Genomic DNA, 19,625 nt, shown 5'->3' on the forward strand with positions numbered 1-19,625 from the left:
TGTGATGGCAATCACGGAAGATTTATTTCGGAATAGTCCCGCGCTCAATACGCACGCCAACGCTGGCCGCCTGCGCTACAGCACCCGGTTTGCCTACCTTTATGCGCACGCCGGGGGTTTTGAAACGATTCATCAACAGATCGGCGATTTCTTCTGCTGCCCTTTCGACCAGGGCGAAACGCTGGCCATGCAGATGATTGAGGATCACTTCCGTGACATCGGCGTAGCTCAGACAATCATTTACATCGTCGCTGGCGGCGGCTTGACGGTTGTCCCACGCCATTTCGACATCGAGCACCAGCTTCTGCTGCATGCCCTGTTCCCAGTCGTAAACGCCAATAGTTGTGAACACGGTAAGCTGCTCGATAAATACGATATCCATGATGTCAGTCTCTGTTTTTGGCTAAGCCGGATACCACTTCCGGCGGATTATGCGTATTATCCACGCTTATCGAGAACAAAACGACCCAAAAGGAACGGTACGACGCTATGAGTGCTATCGCGCTTGGTATGATTATTTTCGCGTATCTTTGCGGCTCGATTTCCAGTGCGATACTGGTCTGTAAACTGGCTGGTTTACCCGATCCGCGCTCGCAAGGCTCAGGCAATCCTGGCGCGACCAACGTTTTGCGCATTGGTGGCAAAGCCGCCGCTGCCGCAGTGCTGATCTTCGATGTGGCAAAAGGCATGCTGCCGGTGTGGATCGCTTATCTGCTGCACGTTGCCCCGCTCTATCTCGGCCTCACGGCGATTGCCGCCTGTCTGGGCCACATCTATCCGGTGTTCTTTCGTTTTCGCGGCGGTAAAGGCGTGGCGACGGCCTTTGGTGCGATTGCACCGATTGGCTGGGATTTGACGGGATTGATGACCGGCACCTGGCTGCTGACGGTGCTGCTAAGCGGCTATTCATCACTTGGCGCGATTGTCAGCGCGCTGATCGCACCGTTTTACGTGTGGTGGTTCAAACCGCAATTCACTTTCCCCGTTTCGATGCTCTCGTGTTTGATTCTGTTGCGGCACCACGACAACATCCAGCGCCTGTGGCGCGGCCAGGAAAATAAGATCTGGAAACGGAATAAGAAGAAATAAAAAAACCGGCGCAAGGCCGGTTTTTTTATATGGCGGGCAATTCTGCCAGCGGCCAGCGCGGCCGCACGCTGACGCTGAGTCCACCGCTGGTGCCGCCTTTGAGGCGCACCATGCCCGCGTAAGCAATCATCGCGCCGTTATCGGTGCAAAACTCAGGGCGTGCGTAAAACATCTCGCCGCCACGCTTTTTCATCATCTCGGCCATGCGCTCACGCAACGTGCGGTTGGCGCTGACGCCACCCGCAATCACCAAACGTTTAAAGCCAGTTTGCTCAAGCGCGCGTTTGCACTTAATCATTAAGGTATCAACCACCGCATCTTCAAATGCGCGGGCGATATCCGCGCGAGCTTGCTCGTCGCCCTGATTCTCGCGAATGGTATTCGCCGCAAAGGTTTTCAGGCCGGAGAAGCTGAAATCCAGCCCCGGACGATCGGTCATTGGCCGCGGGAAGCGGAAACGGTTTGGCGTGCCTTGCTGCGCCATACGCGACAGCATCGGTCCGCCGGGATAATCCAGCCCCAGCAGCTTGGCGGTTTTATCGAACGCTTCGCCAGCCGCATCGTCAATCGATTCGCCCAATAAGGTGTATTCACCAATGCCGGTCACGCTGATCAATTGCGTATGCCCGCCGGAAACCAGCAGCGCGACAAACGGGAATTCCGGCGGATTCTCTTCCAGCATCGGCGCCAGAAGATGCCCTTCCATATGATGCACCGGCACCGCCGGCACATTCCAGGCGAACGCCAACGCTCGGCCAATGGTGGCGCCAACCAGCAGCGCGCCCACCAATCCGGGCCCGGCGGTGTAGGCGACGCCGTCAATCTGTTGTGGCTCAAGGCCCGCTTCTTTCAGTGCCGCCTGAATCAGCGGCACGGTTTTACGGACGTGGTCACGCGATGCCAGTTCCGGCACCACGCCGCCGTAATCGGCATGCAGTTTCACCTGGCTATATAGTTGATTTGCCAGCAGACCGGACGCATCGTCGTAAATCGCGATGCCGGTTTCATCGCAGGACGTTTCAATACCCAGAACTCGCATAGCTTTTATCACCCTCTTCGTGCGGCGCGCAGTGTAACACAGGCAATTCTCACGCCAGAGACTTTGCCCCTGAAAAAGTGTTTTTCTGTCGCACAAAGAGTGCGCTATACTCCACGGCCTGAAAAAACCGGCAGCCGCGATGGCATATGCCCCTGTTGGTTCTAAATTATACATGGTGCTTTACAAGTCGGCCGCGGCTGGAGTAAAATGCTGCACCATTTTGAAATGTGCTGGCGCCGCAGTCAGCAGCAAAAACCGAATTTTATCGAGGTAAGAGTTACATGCCGGTAATTAAAGTACGTGAAAACGAGCCGTTCGACGTAGCACTGCGTCGCTTTAAGCGTTCATGCGAGAAAGCAGGTGTTTTGGCAGAAGTTCGTAGCCGTGAGTTCTACGAGAAGCCTACCACTGAGCGTAAGCGCGCTAAAGCATCTGCAGTTAAGCGTCATGCCAAGAAACTGGCTCGCGAAAACGCACGCCGCACTCGTCTGTACTAATTTCTTGCGGAAGCTTGCTTCCGCCGCGTGATAAACGCAGACAGAGTCAAGTAAAAGGCCGTGCTTTCCGAAAGGAAGCGCGGCTTGTTGTCGTTTATGAGCTGAAAAATCGGGGCTTATGGCTGGACGAATTCCACGCATATTTATCAACGACTTACTTGCCCGCACGGACATCGTGGATATTATTGATGCCCGCGTTAAGCTGAAAAAGCAGGGTAAGAACTATCACGCGTGCTGTCCTTTTCATAACGAGAAAACCCCCTCTTTCACCGTAAGCGGTGAGAAGCAGTTCTATTACTGCTTCGGCTGTGGCGCCAAAGGCAACGCCATCGACTTCCTGATGAATCACGATCGTCTGGAATTTGTTGAGAGCGTTGAGGAGCTCGCCACGCTTCATGGCTTAGAAGTGCCGTATGAAGCGGGCAACGGTCCTAGCCAGATGGAGCGCCATCAACGTCAAAGTCTTTATCAGTTGCTGGATGGCCTGAACGGCTTCTATCAACAGAGCCTGCGTAATCCACAAGCGCAATCTGCACAGAACTATCTCGCCACGCGCGGTCTTAGTCAGGAAGTGATCGATCACTTCGCTATCGGCTATGCGCCTGCGGGTTGGGATAATGCTCTGAAGCGCTTTGGGCAGCAGAAAGACGATCGCGAATCGCTGATGGAAGCGGGCATGTTGGTCAGCAATGACTCTGGCCGCACCTACGATCGCTTCCGCGATCGTGTGATGTTCCCTATTCGTGATAAGCGTGGCCGCGTGATTGGTTTTGGTGGCCGCGTGCTGGGCAACGATACGCCGAAGTATCTGAACTCACCGGAAACACCGATTTTCCATAAAGGCCGCCAGCTATACGGACTTTATGAAGCGCAAAAAAATCATCCGCAACCCACGCGTTTGCTGGTTGTCGAAGGTTACATGGACGTGGTGGCGCTGGCGCAGTTTGGCATCGATTATGCCGTAGCTTCGTTGGGCACTTCGACTACCGCTGAACACGTTCAGCTGCTTTACCGCTCAACGGATACCGTGATTTGCTGTTACGACGGCGATCGCGCCGGACGTGAAGCGGCATGGCGTACGCTCGAAACCGCATTGCCTTACATGAATGATGGTCGTCAGCTACGCTTTATGTTTTTGCCCGATGGCGAGGATCCGGACACGCTGGTACGCAAAGAGGGCAAAGCAGCCTTTGAAGCACGGATGGAGCAGGCGACACCGCTCTCCACGTTTTTGTTCGACAGCCTGATGCCGCAAGTGGATTTGAGTACACGCGATGGCAAGACCAAGCTGGCGACACTGGCGTTACCGCTGATTAGTCAAATTCCCGGTGAAACGCTGCGCATTTATATGCGTCAAACCTTGGGTAATAAACTCGGGATTCTTGACGATAACCAGTTAGACAAGCTGATGCCGAAGCTGGCAGAAAGCGGAGTGCTGCCAACTGCCCCACCGTTGAAGCGCACCACCATGCGCGTATTGATCGCGTTATTAGTGCAGAATCCGCAATTTGCCTCCATCGTGCCTACACTGGATGGACTGGAGCAGTCAAAAATGGCGGGTTTACCGCTATTTGTGGAGTTAGTCAGCCGTTGTACAGAGAATCCTGGCCTGACCACCGGACAGCTACTAGAGTTATATCGCGGAACAAATTTTAGCCAGCCCCTTGAAACACTGGCCACCTGGAACCACATGATAGTGGATGAAGAGGCGGAAGAAGTGTTCCAGGATTCACTGGCGAGCATTTACGATTCCGCACTCGAACAGCGCCTTGAAGCGCTGATCGCACGCGAGCGAACTGAAGGCCTAAGCGCCGTCGAACGCCGTGAATTCTGGGCTTTAAGCCAGGCATTAGCGAAAAAATAAGATTTTAACGGGATCAGAACTGCAAGTACGTTAAAAACAGCATTCTGGTTCAGTGATTTCCGGGATGATAGACGCGATAAGCGAAGCCGGAAACACACAGCACAAATTTAGAGGCGTCAACGTCGCAGCCAGTTTCAGTGCTGCCAGCGCACAGCAACCGGAGCGTACTGAAGTACGTGAGGATTGCGAGCACTGCCAGCACTGAAAATGGCAAGTAAGTTAGCCTCGGAAAGAACACAAGCGGCTTAAGTGCCGATTATAGATGGGCTTCAGCCCTGGCCGCGATGTAGGCAGCGGCAAAAACACAACGCCTTCACTGTTATAGTTGGCTCGCGCCGACCGACACCAATCTAATTAACAGAAGTGTGGATACCGTCTTATGGAGCAAAACCCGCAGTCACAGCTTAAGCTACTTGTCACCCGTGGTAAGGAGCAAGGCTATTTGACCTATGCTGAGGTCAATGACCATCTGCCGGAAGATATCGTCGACTCCGATCAGATCGAAGACATCATCCAGATGATTAATGACATGGGTATTCAGGTTGTTGAAGAAGCGCCTGATGCTGATGATCTGATACTGAATGAAAACAGCTCCGATACTGACGAAGATGCCGCAGAAGCCGCCGCTCAGGTTTTATCCAGTGTTGAATCTGAAATTGGCCGTACCACCGACCCGGTGCGCATGTACATGCGCGAAATGGGTACCGTTGAACTGCTGACGCGCGAAGGCGAAATTGACATCGCTAAGCGCATCGAAGACGGTATCAACCAGGTCCAATGCTCTGTAGCCGAATATCCGGAAGCGATCACCTATCTACTCGATCAGTATGATCGCGTTGAAGCGGGCGACTATCGCCTGTCTGACTTGATCATCGGCTTCATCGATCCTAATGCGGAAGAAGATATCGCGCCGACCGCCACGCACGTGGGTTCTGAGTTATCTCAGGAAGATCGTAACGACGATGAAGAAGAAGATGAAGAGGATGACGACAGCTCTGACGACGATAATTCTATCGATCCAGAACTGGCACGCGAGAAGTTTGGCGACCTGCGTACGCAGTATGAAACCACGCGTACCGTCATCAAAGCGAAAGGTCGCAGCCATGCTGACGCCGTAGCCGAAATCCAGAATCTCTCTGAAGTGTTCAAGCAGTTCCGCCTGGTACCGAAGCAGTTCGATTACCTGGTAAACAATATGCGTGAAATGATGGAGCGCGTGCGTACGCAAGAGCGCCTGATCATGAAGCTGTGTATTGAACTGTGCAAGATGCCGAAGAAAAACTTCATCACGCTATTCACCGGCAACGAAACCAACCCAAGCTGGTTCAAAGCCGCGCTGGCGATGAACAAGCCATGGTCTGAGAAGCTGCTGGAAGTTGAAGATGATGTGAATCGTTCGCTGTACAAACTGCAGCAGATCGAAGAAGAAACCGGCTTGACCATCGAGCAGGTGAAGGACATTAACCGTCGCATGTCTATCGGCGAAGCGAAAGCGCGCCGTGCGAAGAAAGAGATGGTTGAAGCAAACTTACGTCTGGTTATCTCTATCGCCAAGAAATACACCAACCGTGGTCTGCAGTTCCTCGATCTGATTCAGGAAGGCAACATCGGTCTGATGAAAGCCGTTGATAAGTTTGAATATCGTCGTGGTTATAAGTTCTCAACTTACGCCACATGGTGGATCCGTCAGGCTATCACCCGCTCTATCGCTGACCAGGCGCGCACCATCCGTATTCCGGTGCATATGATTGAGACCATCAACAAACTCAACCGTATTTCGCGTCAGATGCTGCAGGAGATGGGTCGCGAACCGACGCCGGAAGAGCTGGCTGAACGTATGCTGATGCCTGAAGATAAGATCCGCAAAGTGCTGAAAATCGCTAAAGAGCCGATCTCTATGGAGACGCCGATTGGTGATGATGAAGATTCGCATCTGGGCGATTTTATCGAAGACACCACGCTGGAGCTGCCGCTGGATTCCGCAACCTCGGAAAGCCTGCGCTCAGCGACCCACGACGTGTTGGCTGGCCTGACCGCGCGCGAAGCGAAAGTTCTGCGTATGCGTTTCGGTATCGATATGAACACCGACCACACGTTGGAAGAGGTTGGCAAACAGTTTGATGTAACGCGTGAACGTATTCGTCAGATCGAAGCCAAGGCGCTGCGTAAACTGCGTCACCCAAGCCGCTCAGAAGTACTGCGTAGCTTCCTCGACGATTAATCGTTGTCGAGACGAAAAAACCCCGGTTTGCCGGGGTTTTTTATTGCCTGAAGAATAGCTCTTTCACGCGTTGTTCTGCAGCCAATCATGCAGTTGGCGATAGGATGCGGCCATCTCTTCCAGCGTCGCACGATTTAACCCGCTTGGATTAGGCAGCACCCACAAACGCGTTTCACCCAGCGTTTGCGGCTGCTCGCCCCACTCAACTTTGCGCTGACGAAACGCTTTCTGAAAAGCATCCTTGCCCAACACCGCCAACGCACGCGGCTGATAGTGCAGAATTTTTTGCTGCAGGCGTGAACCACCGTCGCGTAATTCATCGCCGTCCAACTCGTTAGCCTGCACCGTTGGACGCTCCACCAGCATGGTGATGCCACAGCCAGTTTCCAGCAGCCGCTGCTCCTGCTCGGGCTTAAGTAACTCGCGCGTAAAGCCGGCCTGGTAAATCACCTTCCAAAAGCGATTGCCGGGATGCGCAAAGTGAAATCCGGTGTGCGCCGACGATTTGCCCGGATTGATGCCACAAAACAGTACCTGTAAATCAGGCGCAATAATGTCGCGGATATCGTGCTCGCTCATGCCATCTCCAGTCCGGCGCGTTGTTTTACCGACCGACGACTGCTCGCCAGCATCGTACGTGCTTCCTCGTCGTCCGGACAAGCACGTGCCATTGCCACCGCGCCAACCATTTCAGCCAACATGGTGGTCGCGGCGTCATCCGCATGCGGATGGTTAAGTTCATGTAGCGTCAACGCCAGGCGCTGCCGCATGGCTTCTCGCCGCTGGGAAAATAGTGTGCGCGCCTCAACCGGTAAATGTGCCATTTCACTCACCAGCGCAGGCAGCGGACAGCCTTCACCCGGCGTGTTGCAATGATGCTCGGATAAATAGCTATCGATTAACTGACTCAGTCGTTCAGCGGGATCGTTAATTGAGGTGATATCCGCAAAGCGGCGCGCCGAATCGGCAAACATCTCAGCGATCACCGCTTGCACTAAATCTTCGCGCGAGGCGAAGTGGGCATAAAAGCCACCGTGCGTTAAGCCCACGCGCTTCATCAGCGCCGCGACACCAATGCTTTCCGTGCCGTTCTCGCGCATTACCACAGAGGCTTCATCCAGAATGCGCTGTCGCGTACGCGCTTTATGGCTCAGCTTTTCCATCTTCATTGACTCCGATATCGTTGATAGCAATCAGTGTAATTATTACAACCATCATATTCTAGCTTGACGTCAAATATTATGATCGTCATATTAAACCTCGTAAATATGATAACCATCATTTAAAGGAATACACCATGTCCCAACACCTGGCTTTAATCACCGGCGCATCAAGCGGAATTGGCGCGACCTATGCAAAACAGCTGGCAGCACGCGGCACAAACTTGATTCTGGTGGCGCGCGATGCAGCCAGGCTCAATTTGTTGGCGCAATCTTTGTGTGAATCACATGGCGTTGAAGTCAGCGTGTTAGCGGCCGATCTCACCAACCATGATGATTTGCAAAGAGTCGATCACGAAATCCAGCAAAATAAAGCGATTACTCTGCTGGTAAACAATGCGGGCATGACGGTTGAAGGTGAATTCATCGACGGTGACATCGCGAAAATTCAAACAATGCTGACGTTAAATATCGTGGCGCTGACACAGCTGGCCCACACTGCTGCGCAGGCGTTTCGTGCACGTCGCAATGGTACGATAGTGAATATTGCTTCAGTGCTAGCGCTAGTGAGCGAATCGGCGAATGGCGCGTACAACGCCAGCAAAGCGTATGTGCTTTCCCTGACCCGTAATTTGCATCGTGAATTAGCCGAAAGCGGTGTGCGTATGCAGGCGGTGTTGCCAGGCTTAACGCGTACCGAGATCTTCGAGCGCGCAGGAAAATCCATTAACGAAATTCCCGCTGAGATGCTGATGGAAGTGGATGATTTAGTCTCGGCTGCGCTACGTGGACTTGATGCCGGCGAGTTGGTGACCATCCCATCCGTTGAAGATGTGCAGCTTTGGCAGAGCTATGAAGAAGCACGCATCGCCATATTGCCGTTCATCTCGCTTAACAAGCCTGCATCACGCTATTTGTAGCATAAGCAAACTTTCGAATGAGCCTGGTCTCAAAAACCAATGCTGGTTGGGCGCTTAATAAGCGTAGAGCGTGGGACGATAGAATTTTCTTTTGAGATCAATGAGTCAGCTATTGCTGTAATTTTCACCATCCAAATGGCGAACTCTGGATCACCCTAACAAGATACTCTATAATCCCCGCTCCGCTGGCCCCTTAGCTCAGTGGTTAGAGCAGGCGACTCATAATCGCTTGGTCGCTGGTTCAAACCCAGCAGGGGCCACCAAATAAAACAAGGAGTTAGATGAGAAATCGTCTGACTCCTTTTTCGTTTTATACGAATCGGGTCAGGTAATGGGTCAGGTAAGGAATTACCTCCCTACCCTCTTCAGCGCGCTGCCAGCATCCCCGGATAGTGCTTCGCCACGATATCATTCATCTTTTCTGTCAGGTCTGGACGCTTAAAAGTGATGTGCGCAGTCCCTTTCTGAAAGTAACGAATGGAAAACATTTCGTTTTCATACGCCTGCTCCTGCGAATTCTGTTGGATATGCTCCATCAGTTGAATAGAAATATCAGAGCGATTATCCGGAATTGGTTTTCCGTCCAGCAGGTATAGCATTCGCTCAAGATCGACCAACCGATCACGCTGCCAGCCCCAATTCAGGCCAAACCCCCACCGGTGATGAGTTACAAGACTTGTAATGATTATTTTCCTGCCAAATCTACATGGGCTATTGGATTTGTAATCCCACGACAGTCCTTTAAACACGTTGATCACGCCACGCTCAAAAACCGCCTTTTTACTATTATGCAACGACTCAAAAGTGTTAAGAATGTTGCTTTCGTTGATGGCTGGAAAATCATCCTTTTCCAAATTGTTGCTCCACTGATCTCGGGCTTCAGCGTCCATTAGTGAGAGCATGCCAGATTTAAGCATCAGTTCGCGCCAGATGCTACGGTCAATGTTGCGGGTAATTTCTGGTATCGCTTTCTCGGGCTTTTCCATCAGCCAACAGTCATAGCGATGCCCTGACTTCATTGCCCATTCGGCAGCATTGCCACCACCGATTCCGGCAGTCAGTTGGGAAATGATATTCAGTTGCTGAATCAACTGTTCAATCTGCACCAATGCTGCATTACGTCCGGTGACAATGCGCTCAATGTTAGTCGAGTTAATCAGCTCAGTATGTTCGGTAATCACCTCAGATTCTGCTTGCATCGCAAAGAATTCCATAAAAGCAAATGTCCCTGCCGTTAATGGCAGAAGCATTATGCGTTGTCAGATAAAAGGAGAGAACTGCAGGAAGGTAAATCTGGAAAGCAGCACGCAAGACTTAGCTAAGGTTGCTTTGCGTTAATCCAGTAGCGTGACTTGCCTTCAGGATATCGGCAGCAGTCAGAAAGATTTCTGACTCAGTACAGGCATCACTGCTGGTATCAACACGAACCAGATCATATTTCTCTACCAAGAAATTGATGGCATCGACCAGGGTAACACCTGCCTCAATGTGTTGTTGGATGACAGACTCGCTGCAAAATGGCGTGTCGTTTAACTCCAGCCCGAAGAGTTTTTCAAGCAGGTACACAAGCAGTATTCTCCAGTGCGCTGTGGGTGACAGGCAGCATGATGCCGCCCGCTCCGGATGTGATGAGAAGGTTGGCATAGTGATTTTCCTTTAGTGAGTTTTACTGAGGTGTCGGGTAAACCGAGATATAGACGTAGCCGTGTGAACCGAGGGTATCGGCTTCACAGGTCAGGTTGTTGTGATAAATTGTGATACAGTGCTGCTGGCGGGGATTGAGTTCACCGGTGGTCAGCAGATGTTCGAGCATGCCGATCATTTGCGGGAACGACTGATTGATACGGTCAATTTGTTCTTCGCTGAATTTACCGACTATTCCTGCCCTGTCAGCCAGATAGTGCAGCCGGTTGCCTTCCTGCACGAGCCGGGCACCGAAGCGCGGAGTGATACTGCGTTTCAGCCCCCATTCGTTTTCATTCATACATCCTCCTGATTACAGCCAGCCACGTTCGGCAAACGACACAATGTCTTTACTGCCAATCACAAAGTGATCCGTCAGGCGAACATCCACCAGTGCCAGCGCTTTTTTCAACCGCTCGGTAACCCGCCTGTCTGTATCACTGGGCTCTGCATGGCCAGATGGATGATTGTGAGCAAGAATAGCTGCCGCTGCGTTATGTCGCAGTGCCGCTTTGACCACCTCGCGAGGATGCACTTCTGTGCTGCTGATTGAACCGCTGAACAGCGTTTCGTGCGCCAGCAATCGATTCTGGTTATCCAGCAGCAGAACCATAAACACTTCACGCTCCAGGCCTGTCAGGTTTAATCGCAGCCAGTCGCGGGCGGCCATTGCAGAGGTGAACGCCACGCCCGGTTCACGCAGGTGATTTTCAATCAGTGCGATGGCGCGTTTAACGGTGAGCTGGGATGCTAGAGGCAGTGTGGAGTTGGGTATTACGTTACTTTCCATTGCGAACTCCGGCTTCAGTCGATGATGCGCATAATGGCGCGGCTTTCAGTATGGCTAAGCGCATATTCCCGCAGACGATAGTAGTGGTCCGTCATCGCTTCGCTTTCTATTGTGCAGGCGTGATGACTCCAGTTCAGCAGACACACGGCGATGCCAGCGGCCTCGCTGCTCATCTCCGCACTGTTGCCGTTCATGTCGTTATACAGTGACCATGCTGAGTCGCAGTCTGGCGCAATAAAGGCACCGCCGTTGCTCAGCGTAAAAAAGTTCCAGATCCCACCGTTGTAGTCTTCACACAGGTGATCCATCCAGCCGAAAACCTGTGGCTCAAGGCTGCTCCAGCGTGCTATGGAGCCGAAATATTTCGGCCAGAACTGCAATCGATCCTCGTCGGCTACAGCAGTGCTCACAACCGGGGCATCGTTCATCATGAAAAGCTCCTTTCGAAAAGTTACCGCCTGAGCGGTGAATTGTTTTTGCGACAAATAAAAGAAAGCCCCCGCTGCATGTGCAGCGGGGGCCGGTTAATTAGTGCGTGAGTTGTGGCGAGGATTACTTAGTAATGCTTACCGCAAGTGGCTGGTAATACTGTGGATCAAACGTGGATAATGGCAGGTTAATCTCTTTGCCGTCGGTTTCTTCTGTGGCTTTCACAATCTCAATTGAGATGGCTTCATCATTGCAGTTGGTTTCAAGAAAAGCATGTTGAGAACGCGTTGCATCGCTGTCGCCGAACGGCTCGACATCCATGACACCCTCTTCAAGGATGTTTCCCTGTTTATCTTTGACCCGCATACTCACTGCAAGCTTATTGAACCCCTGAGCGCCGCCGCCATTGTCCAGCCGGAACTGCAGTGCGCATATGCCACCGGGCACCCAGACACTGTCGGTATTGCGGATGCTGATGTAGCGTTGATCTTCTGCCGACGCGGCGGCAATGCTGGTGAGCGACAACAGCATTGTCGTCAAAATAGCAATATTTCCCTTTCTCACTGATTATCCTCCTGATTTTTAGGCATGTAGATTTTCCCCATCTCTTTTCCATCATGGGAATAAACGACGGATTTTTCGCCGGTATAGTTGTCGGTTTCTTCTCTGAAGCTCAGCGTAATGTTATCGGACAGACACAGCGCAGACATGAGTGGCTGAACGGTCTTTTCCCGCATATCGGCAATGTAATAATAATTACCTGATTTACAGCCATCCGGTGATTTCACCGTTTTTATTACCCGATACTGTTCCTGACCAAATGCATCTTTTTTGATCCACTGGTAGACGATATCACTTTTCGACGACACGATATCGCTGAAAGGTGGCGGTGTCAGATCGTAGTATTTAGAAATCGTCTTAATACCACCATCATCATTGTTGTCGCACCCCGTCAGCAGCGCTGAAGCCGTTAAGGCAACTTCAACCAGCAGTTTTGGAAAATGAACCATTGGCTTTCTCCCTGATTAGCAATTGCCCGTCCTGCGGCACAATTCTTTAAGGCTCTCTTTAGCGACCCACTCTTGCAGTGCGCGTTCATCAGACGAACGTTTGGCATTCATAGCCGCTTCCTGCTGCTTGTTAACGCAGTTGTCCGGAAAAACAGCGACAACTTCAGGCCTAAACTTTTCTCTGACTTTTGCAAGTTCCTGATCTGCGTTTGTAACTCGAGGAAAGCTGTATAGTATATGGTCTTCCGCTTTGCTGAGTGCCAGGGCTTTACCATCTACCACTGCCATAAAGCATCCTTTACCATTGTCTGTTCCTTGATAAACAGAAGTTAGATCAGAATTGAAACCGCTTGCTGGCTTAATCATGAGATGCCGCACCGTTTTAGACTTTTTATCCGCCAGATAGAAAGAACCACCGCCGCGAACGCGCAGCAAAAATTGTTTCGTCCACGGATAGTTATCAATGATTTCGGCCTGATACAGCGCGTTGTGCATCTTATCGAAATCGTACCCGTCGGCTGACGTCCAGCCAGCAGACTGCATATAGGGCCAGGCCTTAACCGTTCCGGTTATTGCCGCACTGGTTTGAAATGTCGCGGTGAGCATTAACGAGGCAATCAATGCCTTAATGGGGGAGTGTTTCATTGCTGATTTTCCTTGTGAGGTATTAACCGGATATCAGGTCCGGCGAGTAACGACTGAAAGAAACGAAAATGGGGAAGCGCCCTGATAAATTCAGAGTCTGAAATCAACGTCAGCAAAGGCTCATTCATGGTGAAGTTTTCATTACTGACGGCGATGGTTTGAATATCCGTCAGGGTAAAAACCGAAATATGGCCCTTGAGTTCGCCAGTGAGATACCAGCGGCCTTCGAGAGAGATAAGGCGATATGGCGCGAGTTGCTCACAACGCTGTCCTTCAGTCAGCAGCGTTATGCGACGACGCCCGGCGATGGCGGAAGTTATGCGCTGAAAAATTCCCTGATGTGCTTCACCGATTGATGATGCGGGTTGCCAGACAACGCACGGCGCTTCAATACCGCTTTCAAGCAGGGTATTTACCAGGCGGTGATCGAGTCCCGGAAATAATCCAGCCACACCACTTTGTCGGGCAAAAGCCAGCGCAATATGCTCGCGCCGGACCACGTTGTCTCCGGTGAGCAACCGGCAGTTCCCGTTGTGATATTCAAGATCCAGATAAATCAGCCGCTCCCGGAAATCGCGTCGCAGAGTACGCACTGAAACACCGAACTCAACCGCCAGTTTGCTCAGGTTCAGCGTCTCTCCGGCCACCAGCCGACTGATGATCAACGATAACCTTACGGCAAGTTTGTCATAGCGACGTTCAGCCTGACACATAGGTCATCTCCGTAATTAACATGCTGAAATATTGAGGTTATTTTAAAGACGAGGTCGGACAGGTTATGACCGCACGAGAAAATATTTTGAGATTGGCAAAAGCGGGGTTGCAGGCGGGATACAGCGGAACTTGCCGACGTTGACCAAATCAGGCAAGAAATAATGCGGACAGGGTGTGTCCGTAATTTGTGAATTGTTCTGCCAACTTAAACAGGCGTGCGTCCCTGAGCATGTTCAAGCATAGTTTCGGCCATCACCCAGAGTGCGCGATTAAGCTTCACATCACCATCAATGCCTCGAACAGCGCGAGTCTGTTGGTTTCTGCCCTGCGCGTTTCTGCCTCTGAGGCCGCCTTTAATCAGGTTTTCCTGGATGCGCTGGTATGTCGTCCAGAGATCAGGACTCTCGTCCTGCCAGCGTCGAGGCGATAATATTTGCGACTCTGAGACAGGCTGATGCGCATCACCAAACCGATAGATGAGTGCCGCTTTTGCCAGCGCCTGCTGAGCAGGAGGTGGAAGCATCAATTGCTGCATTTCCTCCCGTTTTTCGTCGACACGGTCGAAGATGCCCAGCACTTCATACGCGCCTTCAATTACCCGCTCGACCACATCACCTTTGTGGGGCACGCGAACCTCGCCAAAGGTTTCACCACAAATAAGTCCGTTCTGGCACACTGCGCGGAACAGGCCCGGCAACATTTGATAGGAACTGGATCCATCATGCGAATTAAGCAGAATGATCTCTGGCACCTGATTGCCCGTTATCTGCCCTTCCCGACGCAGTCGCAGCATGTGCTTGGTATGTTCCCGCTTACTAAGATCCCTGACTCGCGTCTGGCAGGCAAAGTAAGGCTGGAAACCTTCTCGCTTTAGATTGTCCAGCAGAGTGATCGTGGGAATATAGGTGTAACGATCGCTACGGGAGTCATGTTTAGTTTCACTGAAAATACTGGGCACAGTGCGGAACAACTCATCGTGCGTGAGTGGGCGATCTTTGCGAATGACGTTGGCAGCACCAAAACGTGAAGCGAGACGAACCATGATTAACCCCTGTTTGCATAATAAACGAAAGGCCCCGACGCATATGCGCCGGGGCCTTTCCGTATGAATTTCTGGCGATTACTGCTTAGAAGAAAAAATCCCATACAACATGGGCGACAGATACAACGGCGTTACGCACATAGCGAAGAACGGTACGCGCTATCTGCGGAACAAAAGGCATGGCGGCGATAGAATCAAGCACATCTCCCACTGCTTCGCTGAAGTCAGTACGTGCGGTTTCCTTTACCCGTGTAGTACGCAAAGGTTGCTGGAGCCGCGCGGATACCGGGCTGCTGGCCTCGCGGGGCAGACATCGAATCATTCGCTCCGCCATTAGGGTTATCCCGTATTGCATCCGTACCGACACTGCGCAAACCGGATGCACGGGTGTAAACAGGGTGCTCAATATCTCAGTCTTACGGCGGATACTACGTAGTTGCGGTATGGACAGGCTTTTAGTATTACCGCTGACCGGTTCAATTTTGTCAGACTGGCTGATAACAAACATCACCTTATGCCGGTGATCCTCGCCAATTATCTGACAGTAAAAATGCTCGTCCACCGCCAGCGCCCGATCATCGGCCTTGACCAGCCACAATACCAGATCGAGGTGCGGCAGTTGCTGTCGATACATTGCGGCATATTCCGCATCGCGGCTTTCGCTTTCACCGACACCGGGCAGATCTACGATAGTCATAAAGCGTTCGCCAGCCTGTAAACGAAAGCGGAGCGGTTCACGGGTTCCCGCTGCGACATCACTGACCGGCGAAACTTCGCCGGCAAACAGGGCGTTACAAAGACTGGATTTCCCGGCACCGGTTTTACCCATAATGCCGATCACTGGCTCATAGTCGGTCAGCGAGTGAATGTGTTTAAGGATGGTGTCAGACAGTTGCGCGGGCAGCGCGGTCATCGCCTTGCTGATGGCGTTGATGCCTTCTTGTTTGCTCATGATTTTCCCGGACAGAAAATATAATGACAACGGCTAACCTATTGATTAGCCGTATGGTTAATGGTGTTCGGGAAAATAATATATATTTGAAATTATTTGGAATTATGTCAGGACCGGTAATTATCTTCATTCAACAAGAGCCCTTTGAATTTATAGAGTTGCAATGCAAAATGCATTACATTTACAGGCTCTGGTATTGAGGGCTCCACTGATGACACGCCTTAAAGACGAAACACTTTCTATACGCACATCTGCTGATATTAAACAACTTCTCCGCTTGGCTGCTAATCGTGAGCGTCGCTCTGTCGCTTCAATGATTGAGATTTTGGTTGTGAATTATGCGAAGGCGCACGGGCTAACGTCGGATCAATCTAAAAATAACGCTACTGAGTAGCTCACGTTTTAATGCCTCATCCCATAAAAACAGTAATAAAATAATGTGATATTGAGGCGAGGAATTGATAAATGAGTACGACTGAAAACCAAATTGAGCTGGACCTTATCGCCAAGCTGGCTGAGTTAAAATACACACTCCGACCTGACATTCGTGATCGTGCTTCACTCGAAAAAAACTTCCGGGTGAAGTTTGAGGCTCTCAATAGAGTGCATCTGACCGATAGCGAGTTCCAGCGTTTGCTCGATACTATTATTACACCTGATGTATACAATGCCGCTCAGACACTACGAAATATCAACAGCTTCGAGCGCGATGATGGAACACCGCTGAACTTCAGCCTAGTTAACATTCGGGACTGGTGTAAGAACGACTTCGAGGTCGTGAACCAGTTGCGCATTAACACCGAAAACAGCCATCACCGCTATGATGTGATGCTTCTCATAAACGGCGTACCTGTGGTGCAAATCGAGCTTAAAACACTGTCCGTTAGCCCACGCCGTGCCATGCAGCAAATCGTGGATTACAAAACCGAGCCTGGCAATGGCTACGGTAAGACACTGCTGTGTTTCATCCAGCTCTTCATCGTCAGCAATCGTAATGATACCTGGTACTTCGCTAACAATAATGCGCGACATTTCAGTTTTAATGCCGATGAGCGATTCCTGCCGGTCTACCAGTTCGCCAGTGAAGATAACAAAAAGATTACCCAGCTAGAGATCTTCGCCGACAAGTTCTTAGCCAAGTGTACCTTAGGGCAAATGATCAGCCGTTATATGGTTCTGGTTGCCAGCGAACAAAAGCTATTGATGATGCGCCCGTACCAAATTTATGCGGTCAAGGCTATCGTCGAGTGCATTCATCAAAATTGCGGAAACGGCTACATTTGGCATACCACTGGTTCGGGCAAGACGCTGACTTCGTTCAAAGCGTCCACTTTGCTCAAGGATAATCCTGACATCGAAAAATGCCTTTTTGTGGTGGATCGTAAAGATCTGGATCGCCAGACCCGCGAAGAATTTAACCGTTTTCAGGAAGGCTGTGTAGAAGAGAACACTAACACTGAAACACTGGTTCGCCGACTTTTGTCTGACGACTATGCCGATAAGGTTATTGTCACGACTATCCAGAAGCTGGGTCTTGCCCTAGACGGCACAAATAAACGTAACTACAAAGAACGTCTGGAGCCGTTACGAGACGCCCGTATCGTGTTCATCTTCGATGAATGCCACCGCTCGCAATTTGGTGAGAACCATAAGGCTATAAAAGAATTTTTCCCCAATGCCCAGCTTTTTGGCTTCACGGGGACGCCTATCTTCGAGCAGAATGCCAGCTACCAGCAAATCGAAGCTCAGCAAGCCAGCTTGCGTACCACCGACGACTTATTCGAACGGTGTTTGCACCAGTACACCATCACTCATGCTATCGAAGATCGCAACGTCTTACGCTTTCACATAGACTATTTCAAACCCGAAGGAAAGAACCCACCTAAGCCCGGTGAAGGCATCGCTAAATCCAAGGTTATCGAAACTATTCTTTCCAAGCACGATTCTGCGACCAACGGACGCAAATTTAACGCTGTCCTGGCGACAGCCAGCATTAACGATGCCATCGAATATTTTGAGTTATTTGCCAGTATTCAGACAAAAAATGCAGAAAAAGACGCTGAATTCCGGCCATTAAACGTAGCATGTGTTTTTTCCCCGCCTTCTGAAGGTAACAAAGACGTTCAGCAGATACAGGAAGATCTGCCTCAGGAGAAAGAAGATAACCAGCAAGACCCGGAAGGCAAGAAAGCGGCACTCACCCGTATCATTGCTGATTACAATGCCTGTTTCGGGACCAATCACCGCGTAAGCGAATTTGACTCTTACTATCAGGACGTGCAAACGCGCATTAAGGATCAGCAGTACCCCAATACAGACTTATCTGCCACGCAAAAAATTGACATAACCATCGTAGTGGACATGCTGCTTACGGGATTTGACTCCAAGTTCCTCAATACACTGTACGTGGACAAAAATCTCAAACACCATGGCTTAATTCAGGCATTTTCACGGACTAATCGCGTTCTCAACGATACGAAGCCCTACGGCAACGTTCTCGATTTTCGTCAGCAACAAAAGTCGGTAGAAGGAGCCATCGCGCTCTTTTCCGGTGAGAAAATCGACAACCCGCGTGAAATTTGGCTGGTAGACCCTGCACCTAAAGTCATTGAGAATCTGCAAACAGCCACGCAAAAACTAGCTGACTTTATGCAATCACAGGGACTAACTAATGCACCGGAAGAAGTCGCCAACCTTAAAGGCGATGTTGCTAGAGCGCAATTTGTTAACTTGTTCAAAGATGTTCAGAGACTCAAAACTCAGCTCGATCAGTATACCGATCTATCTGAAGTGCAGAAGCAACAGATTGAGAGGGTCGTGCCGACAGATCAATTGCAGGGATTTAAGGGCGTGTATCTAGAAACGGCCAAGCGCCTGAAGGAACAACAGGACAAAGACCAGACGCCACCAGAAGTACAACAACTCGATTTTGAATTTGTACTTTTTGCCTCTGCGGTTATTGATTACGACTTTATCATGGGTCTTATTGCTAATCTGACTCAGCAGAAACCAGGTAAGCTCACTCTGAATCGCGAAGAACTCATTGGCCTAATCCAGTCCGATGCCAAGTTTATCGACGAGCGTGAAGATATTGCTGAGTACATCCGTGGCCTGCCGGTAAATGAAACATTAAACGAAAAACAAATTCGAACGGGTTTTGAACATTTCAAGGCAGAGAAGAAGGCGAAAGAACTCAATGATATCGCCGACCGACACGAACTCGCACCTGATGCCCTACAAGTTTTTGTTGATGAGATTCTGCGTAGACGTATCTTCGACGGCGAACGCCTTTCTGAATTGATGGCTCCGCTGAATCTGGGCTGGAAAGCACGCACGCATAAGGAACTGGCGCTGATGGAAGAATTAACACCATTACTGCACAAAATGTCACAAGGGCGTGAAATCACGGGACTATCAGCCTATGAGGAAGGGAAATAATGGCGGCCATTTATGCTAATTACATGCGTTGGAGTAGTACAAATTTGGATTCGCATACCAGCACAGAGGGCAAACTCAGGTGTGTGGAAGTTAATACTCTTGCTAGGCCAGAATGGCATCTTGCCCAGATAT

The 19,625-nt window shown here is 50.7% G+C and carries 22 protein-coding genes and 1 tRNA gene; 8 read left to right on the plus strand and 15 right to left on the minus strand.

The window, feature by feature from the left end:
• Positions 1-22 precede the first annotated feature (22 nt).
• On the minus strand, positions 23-382 hold the full coding sequence (gene folB, locus PO881_RS16430; protein ID WP_280172095.1) for a bifunctional dihydroneopterin aldolase/7,8-dihydroneopterin epimerase: 360 nt from the start codon (positions 380-382) through the stop codon (positions 23-25).
• 107 nt (positions 383-489) lie between these two features.
• Between folB and plsY the strand changes: the two genes are divergently transcribed.
• The gene (gene plsY, locus PO881_RS16435) at positions 490-1,089 is read left to right on the plus strand and encodes a glycerol-3-phosphate 1-O-acyltransferase PlsY (RefSeq protein ID WP_101762983.1); all 600 of its coding nucleotides are present in this window, start codon (positions 490-492) and stop codon (positions 1,087-1,089) included.
• 25 nt (positions 1,090-1,114) lie between these two features.
• On the opposite strand, the gene tsaD is transcribed toward plsY, so the two are convergent.
• Positions 1,115-2,128, minus strand: coding sequence for a tRNA (adenosine(37)-N6)-threonylcarbamoyltransferase complex transferase subunit TsaD (gene tsaD, locus PO881_RS16440; protein WP_280172096.1), 1,014 nt, complete (start codon positions 2,126-2,128; stop codon positions 1,115-1,117).
• A 281-nt stretch (positions 2,129-2,409) separates the two neighbouring features.
• Between tsaD and rpsU the strand changes: the two genes are divergently transcribed.
• The 3 genes from rpsU to rpoD all read left to right on the plus strand — a co-directional run bounded on the left by rpsU (position 2,410) and on the right by rpoD (position 6,710).
• Positions 2,410-2,625: a 30S ribosomal protein S21 gene (rpsU, locus tag PO881_RS16445; RefSeq protein WP_008103436.1), complete on the plus strand. Its 216-nt coding sequence runs from the start codon at positions 2,410-2,412 to the stop codon at positions 2,623-2,625.
• A 118-nt stretch (positions 2,626-2,743) separates the two neighbouring features.
• On the plus strand, positions 2,744-4,489 hold the full coding sequence (gene dnaG / locus PO881_RS16450) for a DNA primase (RefSeq protein ID WP_110867319.1): 1,746 nt from the start codon (positions 2,744-2,746) through the stop codon (positions 4,487-4,489).
• Between the two features lie 379 nt (positions 4,490-4,868).
• Positions 4,869-6,710, plus strand: a complete 1,842-nt coding sequence (gene rpoD / locus PO881_RS16455) for an RNA polymerase sigma factor RpoD (protein WP_064738465.1) — start codon at positions 4,869-4,871, stop codon at positions 6,708-6,710.
• 63 nt (positions 6,711-6,773) lie between these two features.
• On the opposite strand, the gene mug is transcribed toward rpoD, so the two are convergent.
• Positions 6,774-7,289 (minus strand): G/U mismatch-specific DNA glycosylase, encoded by a 516-nt coding sequence (gene mug / locus PO881_RS16460; protein ID WP_101762980.1) that lies wholly within the window; start codon positions 7,287-7,289, stop codon positions 6,774-6,776.
• Positions 7,286-7,873, minus strand: a complete 588-nt coding sequence (locus tag PO881_RS16465; protein ID WP_110867321.1) for a TetR/AcrR family transcriptional regulator — start codon at positions 7,871-7,873, stop codon at positions 7,286-7,288. The genes mug and PO881_RS16465 overlap by 4 nt, the downstream gene beginning before the upstream one ends.
• Positions 7,874-8,007: 134 nt before the next feature.
• On the opposite strand from PO881_RS16465, the gene PO881_RS16470 reads away from it, so the two are divergent.
• Positions 8,008-8,790, plus strand: coding sequence for an SDR family oxidoreductase (locus PO881_RS16470; RefSeq protein WP_280172097.1), 783 nt, complete (start codon positions 8,008-8,010; stop codon positions 8,788-8,790).
• A gap of 187 nt (positions 8,791-8,977) precedes the next feature.
• A tRNA-Ile gene (locus tag PO881_RS16475) sits at positions 8,978-9,053 on the plus strand.
• A 102-nt stretch (positions 9,054-9,155) separates the two neighbouring features.
• Here PO881_RS16475 and PO881_RS16480 read toward each other — a convergent pair.
• The 11 genes from PO881_RS16480 to PO881_RS16530 all read right to left on the minus strand — a co-directional run bounded on the left by PO881_RS16480 (position 9,156) and on the right by PO881_RS16530 (position 16,055).
• Positions 9,156-9,989: a DUF4942 domain-containing protein gene (locus PO881_RS16480; protein WP_280172098.1), complete on the minus strand. Its 834-nt coding sequence runs from the start codon at positions 9,987-9,989 to the stop codon at positions 9,156-9,158.
• Positions 9,990-10,104: 115 nt separating this feature from the next.
• Positions 10,105-10,434, minus strand: a complete 330-nt coding sequence (locus PO881_RS16485) for a TA system toxin CbtA family protein (RefSeq protein ID WP_280172099.1) — start codon at positions 10,432-10,434, stop codon at positions 10,105-10,107.
• Positions 10,435-10,456: 22 nt separating this feature from the next.
• Positions 10,457-10,774: a type IV toxin-antitoxin system YeeU family antitoxin gene (locus PO881_RS16490; RefSeq protein WP_280172100.1), complete on the minus strand. Its 318-nt coding sequence runs from the start codon at positions 10,772-10,774 to the stop codon at positions 10,457-10,459.
• A 12-nt stretch (positions 10,775-10,786) separates the two neighbouring features.
• Positions 10,787-11,263, minus strand: coding sequence for a DNA repair protein RadC (gene radC, locus PO881_RS16495; RefSeq protein ID WP_280172101.1), 477 nt, complete (start codon positions 11,261-11,263; stop codon positions 10,787-10,789).
• 14 nt (positions 11,264-11,277) lie between these two features.
• On the minus strand, positions 11,278-11,691 hold the full coding sequence (locus tag PO881_RS16500; RefSeq protein ID WP_280172917.1) for an antirestriction protein: 414 nt from the start codon (positions 11,689-11,691) through the stop codon (positions 11,278-11,280).
• Between the two features lie 124 nt (positions 11,692-11,815).
• The gene (locus PO881_RS16505; RefSeq protein WP_280172918.1) at positions 11,816-12,223 is read right to left on the minus strand and encodes an IrmA family protein; all 408 of its coding nucleotides are present in this window, start codon (positions 12,221-12,223) and stop codon (positions 11,816-11,818) included.
• A 29-nt stretch (positions 12,224-12,252) separates the two neighbouring features.
• Positions 12,253-12,702, minus strand: coding sequence for a YfjS/YafY family lipoprotein (locus PO881_RS16510; RefSeq protein WP_280172102.1), 450 nt, complete (start codon positions 12,700-12,702; stop codon positions 12,253-12,255).
• Positions 12,703-12,717: 15 nt separating this feature from the next.
• The gene (locus PO881_RS16515; protein WP_280172103.1) at positions 12,718-13,347 is read right to left on the minus strand and encodes a hypothetical protein; all 630 of its coding nucleotides are present in this window, start codon (positions 13,345-13,347) and stop codon (positions 12,718-12,720) included.
• The gene (locus PO881_RS16520) at positions 13,344-14,060 is read right to left on the minus strand and encodes a WYL domain-containing protein (protein WP_280172104.1); all 717 of its coding nucleotides are present in this window, start codon (positions 14,058-14,060) and stop codon (positions 13,344-13,346) included. Before PO881_RS16520 ends, PO881_RS16515 begins: the two co-directional genes overlap by 4 nt.
• Positions 14,061-14,266: 206 nt before the next feature.
• Positions 14,267-15,103, minus strand: a complete 837-nt coding sequence (locus tag PO881_RS16525; protein WP_280172105.1) for a DUF932 domain-containing protein — start codon at positions 15,101-15,103, stop codon at positions 14,267-14,269.
• Between the two features lie 85 nt (positions 15,104-15,188).
• Positions 15,189-16,055, minus strand: a complete 867-nt coding sequence (locus PO881_RS16530) for a GTPase family protein (RefSeq protein WP_280172106.1) — start codon at positions 16,053-16,055, stop codon at positions 15,189-15,191.
• 163 nt (positions 16,056-16,218) lie between these two features.
• Between PO881_RS16530 and PO881_RS16535 the strand changes: the two genes are divergently transcribed.
• On the plus strand, positions 16,219-16,449 hold the full coding sequence (locus tag PO881_RS16535; RefSeq protein WP_280172107.1) for a hypothetical protein: 231 nt from the start codon (positions 16,219-16,221) through the stop codon (positions 16,447-16,449).
• Positions 16,450-16,520: 71 nt separating this feature from the next.
• Positions 16,521-19,493 (plus strand): type I restriction endonuclease subunit R, encoded by a 2,973-nt coding sequence (locus PO881_RS16540; protein ID WP_280172108.1) that lies wholly within the window; start codon positions 16,521-16,523, stop codon positions 19,491-19,493.
• Positions 19,494-19,625: the final 132 nt, after the last annotated feature.

Source organism: Pantoea sp. SS70 (assembly GCF_029866845.1).
In the GTDB taxonomy this organism is placed as follows: domain Bacteria; phylum Pseudomonadota; class Gammaproteobacteria; order Enterobacterales; family Enterobacteriaceae; genus Pantoea; species Pantoea leporis.

Coding starts and splice junctions, on each gene's coding strand:
- folB (WP_280172095.1), bottom strand. CDS start 382: ATGGATATCGTATTTATCGAGCAGCTTACCGTGTTCACAACTATTGGC.
- plsY (WP_101762983.1), top strand. CDS start 490: ATGAGTGCTATCGCGCTTGGTATGATTATTTTCGCGTATCTTTGCGGC.
- tsaD (WP_280172096.1), bottom strand. CDS start 2,128: ATGCGAGTTCTGGGTATTGAAACGTCCTGCGATGAAACCGGCATCGCG.
- rpsU (WP_008103436.1), top strand. CDS start 2,410: ATGCCGGTAATTAAAGTACGTGAAAACGAGCCGTTCGACGTAGCACTG.
- dnaG (WP_110867319.1), top strand. CDS start 2,744: ATGGCTGGACGAATTCCACGCATATTTATCAACGACTTACTTGCCCGC.
- rpoD (WP_064738465.1), top strand. CDS start 4,869: ATGGAGCAAAACCCGCAGTCACAGCTTAAGCTACTTGTCACCCGTGGT.
- mug (WP_101762980.1), bottom strand. CDS start 7,289: ATGAGCGAGCACGATATCCGCGACATTATTGCGCCTGATTTACAGGTA.
- PO881_RS16465 (WP_110867321.1), bottom strand. CDS start 7,873: ATGGAAAAGCTGAGCCATAAAGCGCGTACGCGACAGCGCATTCTGGAT.
- PO881_RS16470 (WP_280172097.1), top strand. CDS start 8,008: ATGTCCCAACACCTGGCTTTAATCACCGGCGCATCAAGCGGAATTGGC.
- PO881_RS16480 (WP_280172098.1), bottom strand. CDS start 9,989: ATGCAAGCAGAATCTGAGGTGATTACCGAACATACTGAGCTGATTAAC.
- PO881_RS16485 (WP_280172099.1), bottom strand. CDS start 10,434: ATGCCAACCTTCTCATCACATCCGGAGCGGGCGGCATCATGCTGCCTG.
- PO881_RS16490 (WP_280172100.1), bottom strand. CDS start 10,774: ATGAATGAAAACGAATGGGGGCTGAAACGCAGTATCACTCCGCGCTTC.
- radC (WP_280172101.1), bottom strand. CDS start 11,263: ATGGAAAGTAACGTAATACCCAACTCCACACTGCCTCTAGCATCCCAG.
- PO881_RS16500 (WP_280172917.1), bottom strand. CDS start 11,691: ATGAACGATGCCCCGGTTGTGAGCACTGCTGTAGCCGACGAGGATCGA.
- PO881_RS16505 (WP_280172918.1), bottom strand. CDS start 12,223: ATGCTGTTGTCGCTCACCAGCATTGCCGCCGCGTCGGCAGAAGATCAA.
- PO881_RS16510 (WP_280172102.1), bottom strand. CDS start 12,702: ATGGTTCATTTTCCAAAACTGCTGGTTGAAGTTGCCTTAACGGCTTCA.
- PO881_RS16515 (WP_280172103.1), bottom strand. CDS start 13,347: ATGAAACACTCCCCCATTAAGGCATTGATTGCCTCGTTAATGCTCACC.
- PO881_RS16520 (WP_280172104.1), bottom strand. CDS start 14,060: ATGTGTCAGGCTGAACGTCGCTATGACAAACTTGCCGTAAGGTTATCG.
- PO881_RS16525 (WP_280172105.1), bottom strand. CDS start 15,103: ATGGTTCGTCTCGCTTCACGTTTTGGTGCTGCCAACGTCATTCGCAAA.
- PO881_RS16530 (WP_280172106.1), bottom strand. CDS start 16,055: ATGAGCAAACAAGAAGGCATCAACGCCATCAGCAAGGCGATGACCGCG.
- PO881_RS16535 (WP_280172107.1), top strand. CDS start 16,219: ATGCAAAATGCATTACATTTACAGGCTCTGGTATTGAGGGCTCCACTG.
- PO881_RS16540 (WP_280172108.1), top strand. CDS start 16,521: ATGAGTACGACTGAAAACCAAATTGAGCTGGACCTTATCGCCAAGCTG.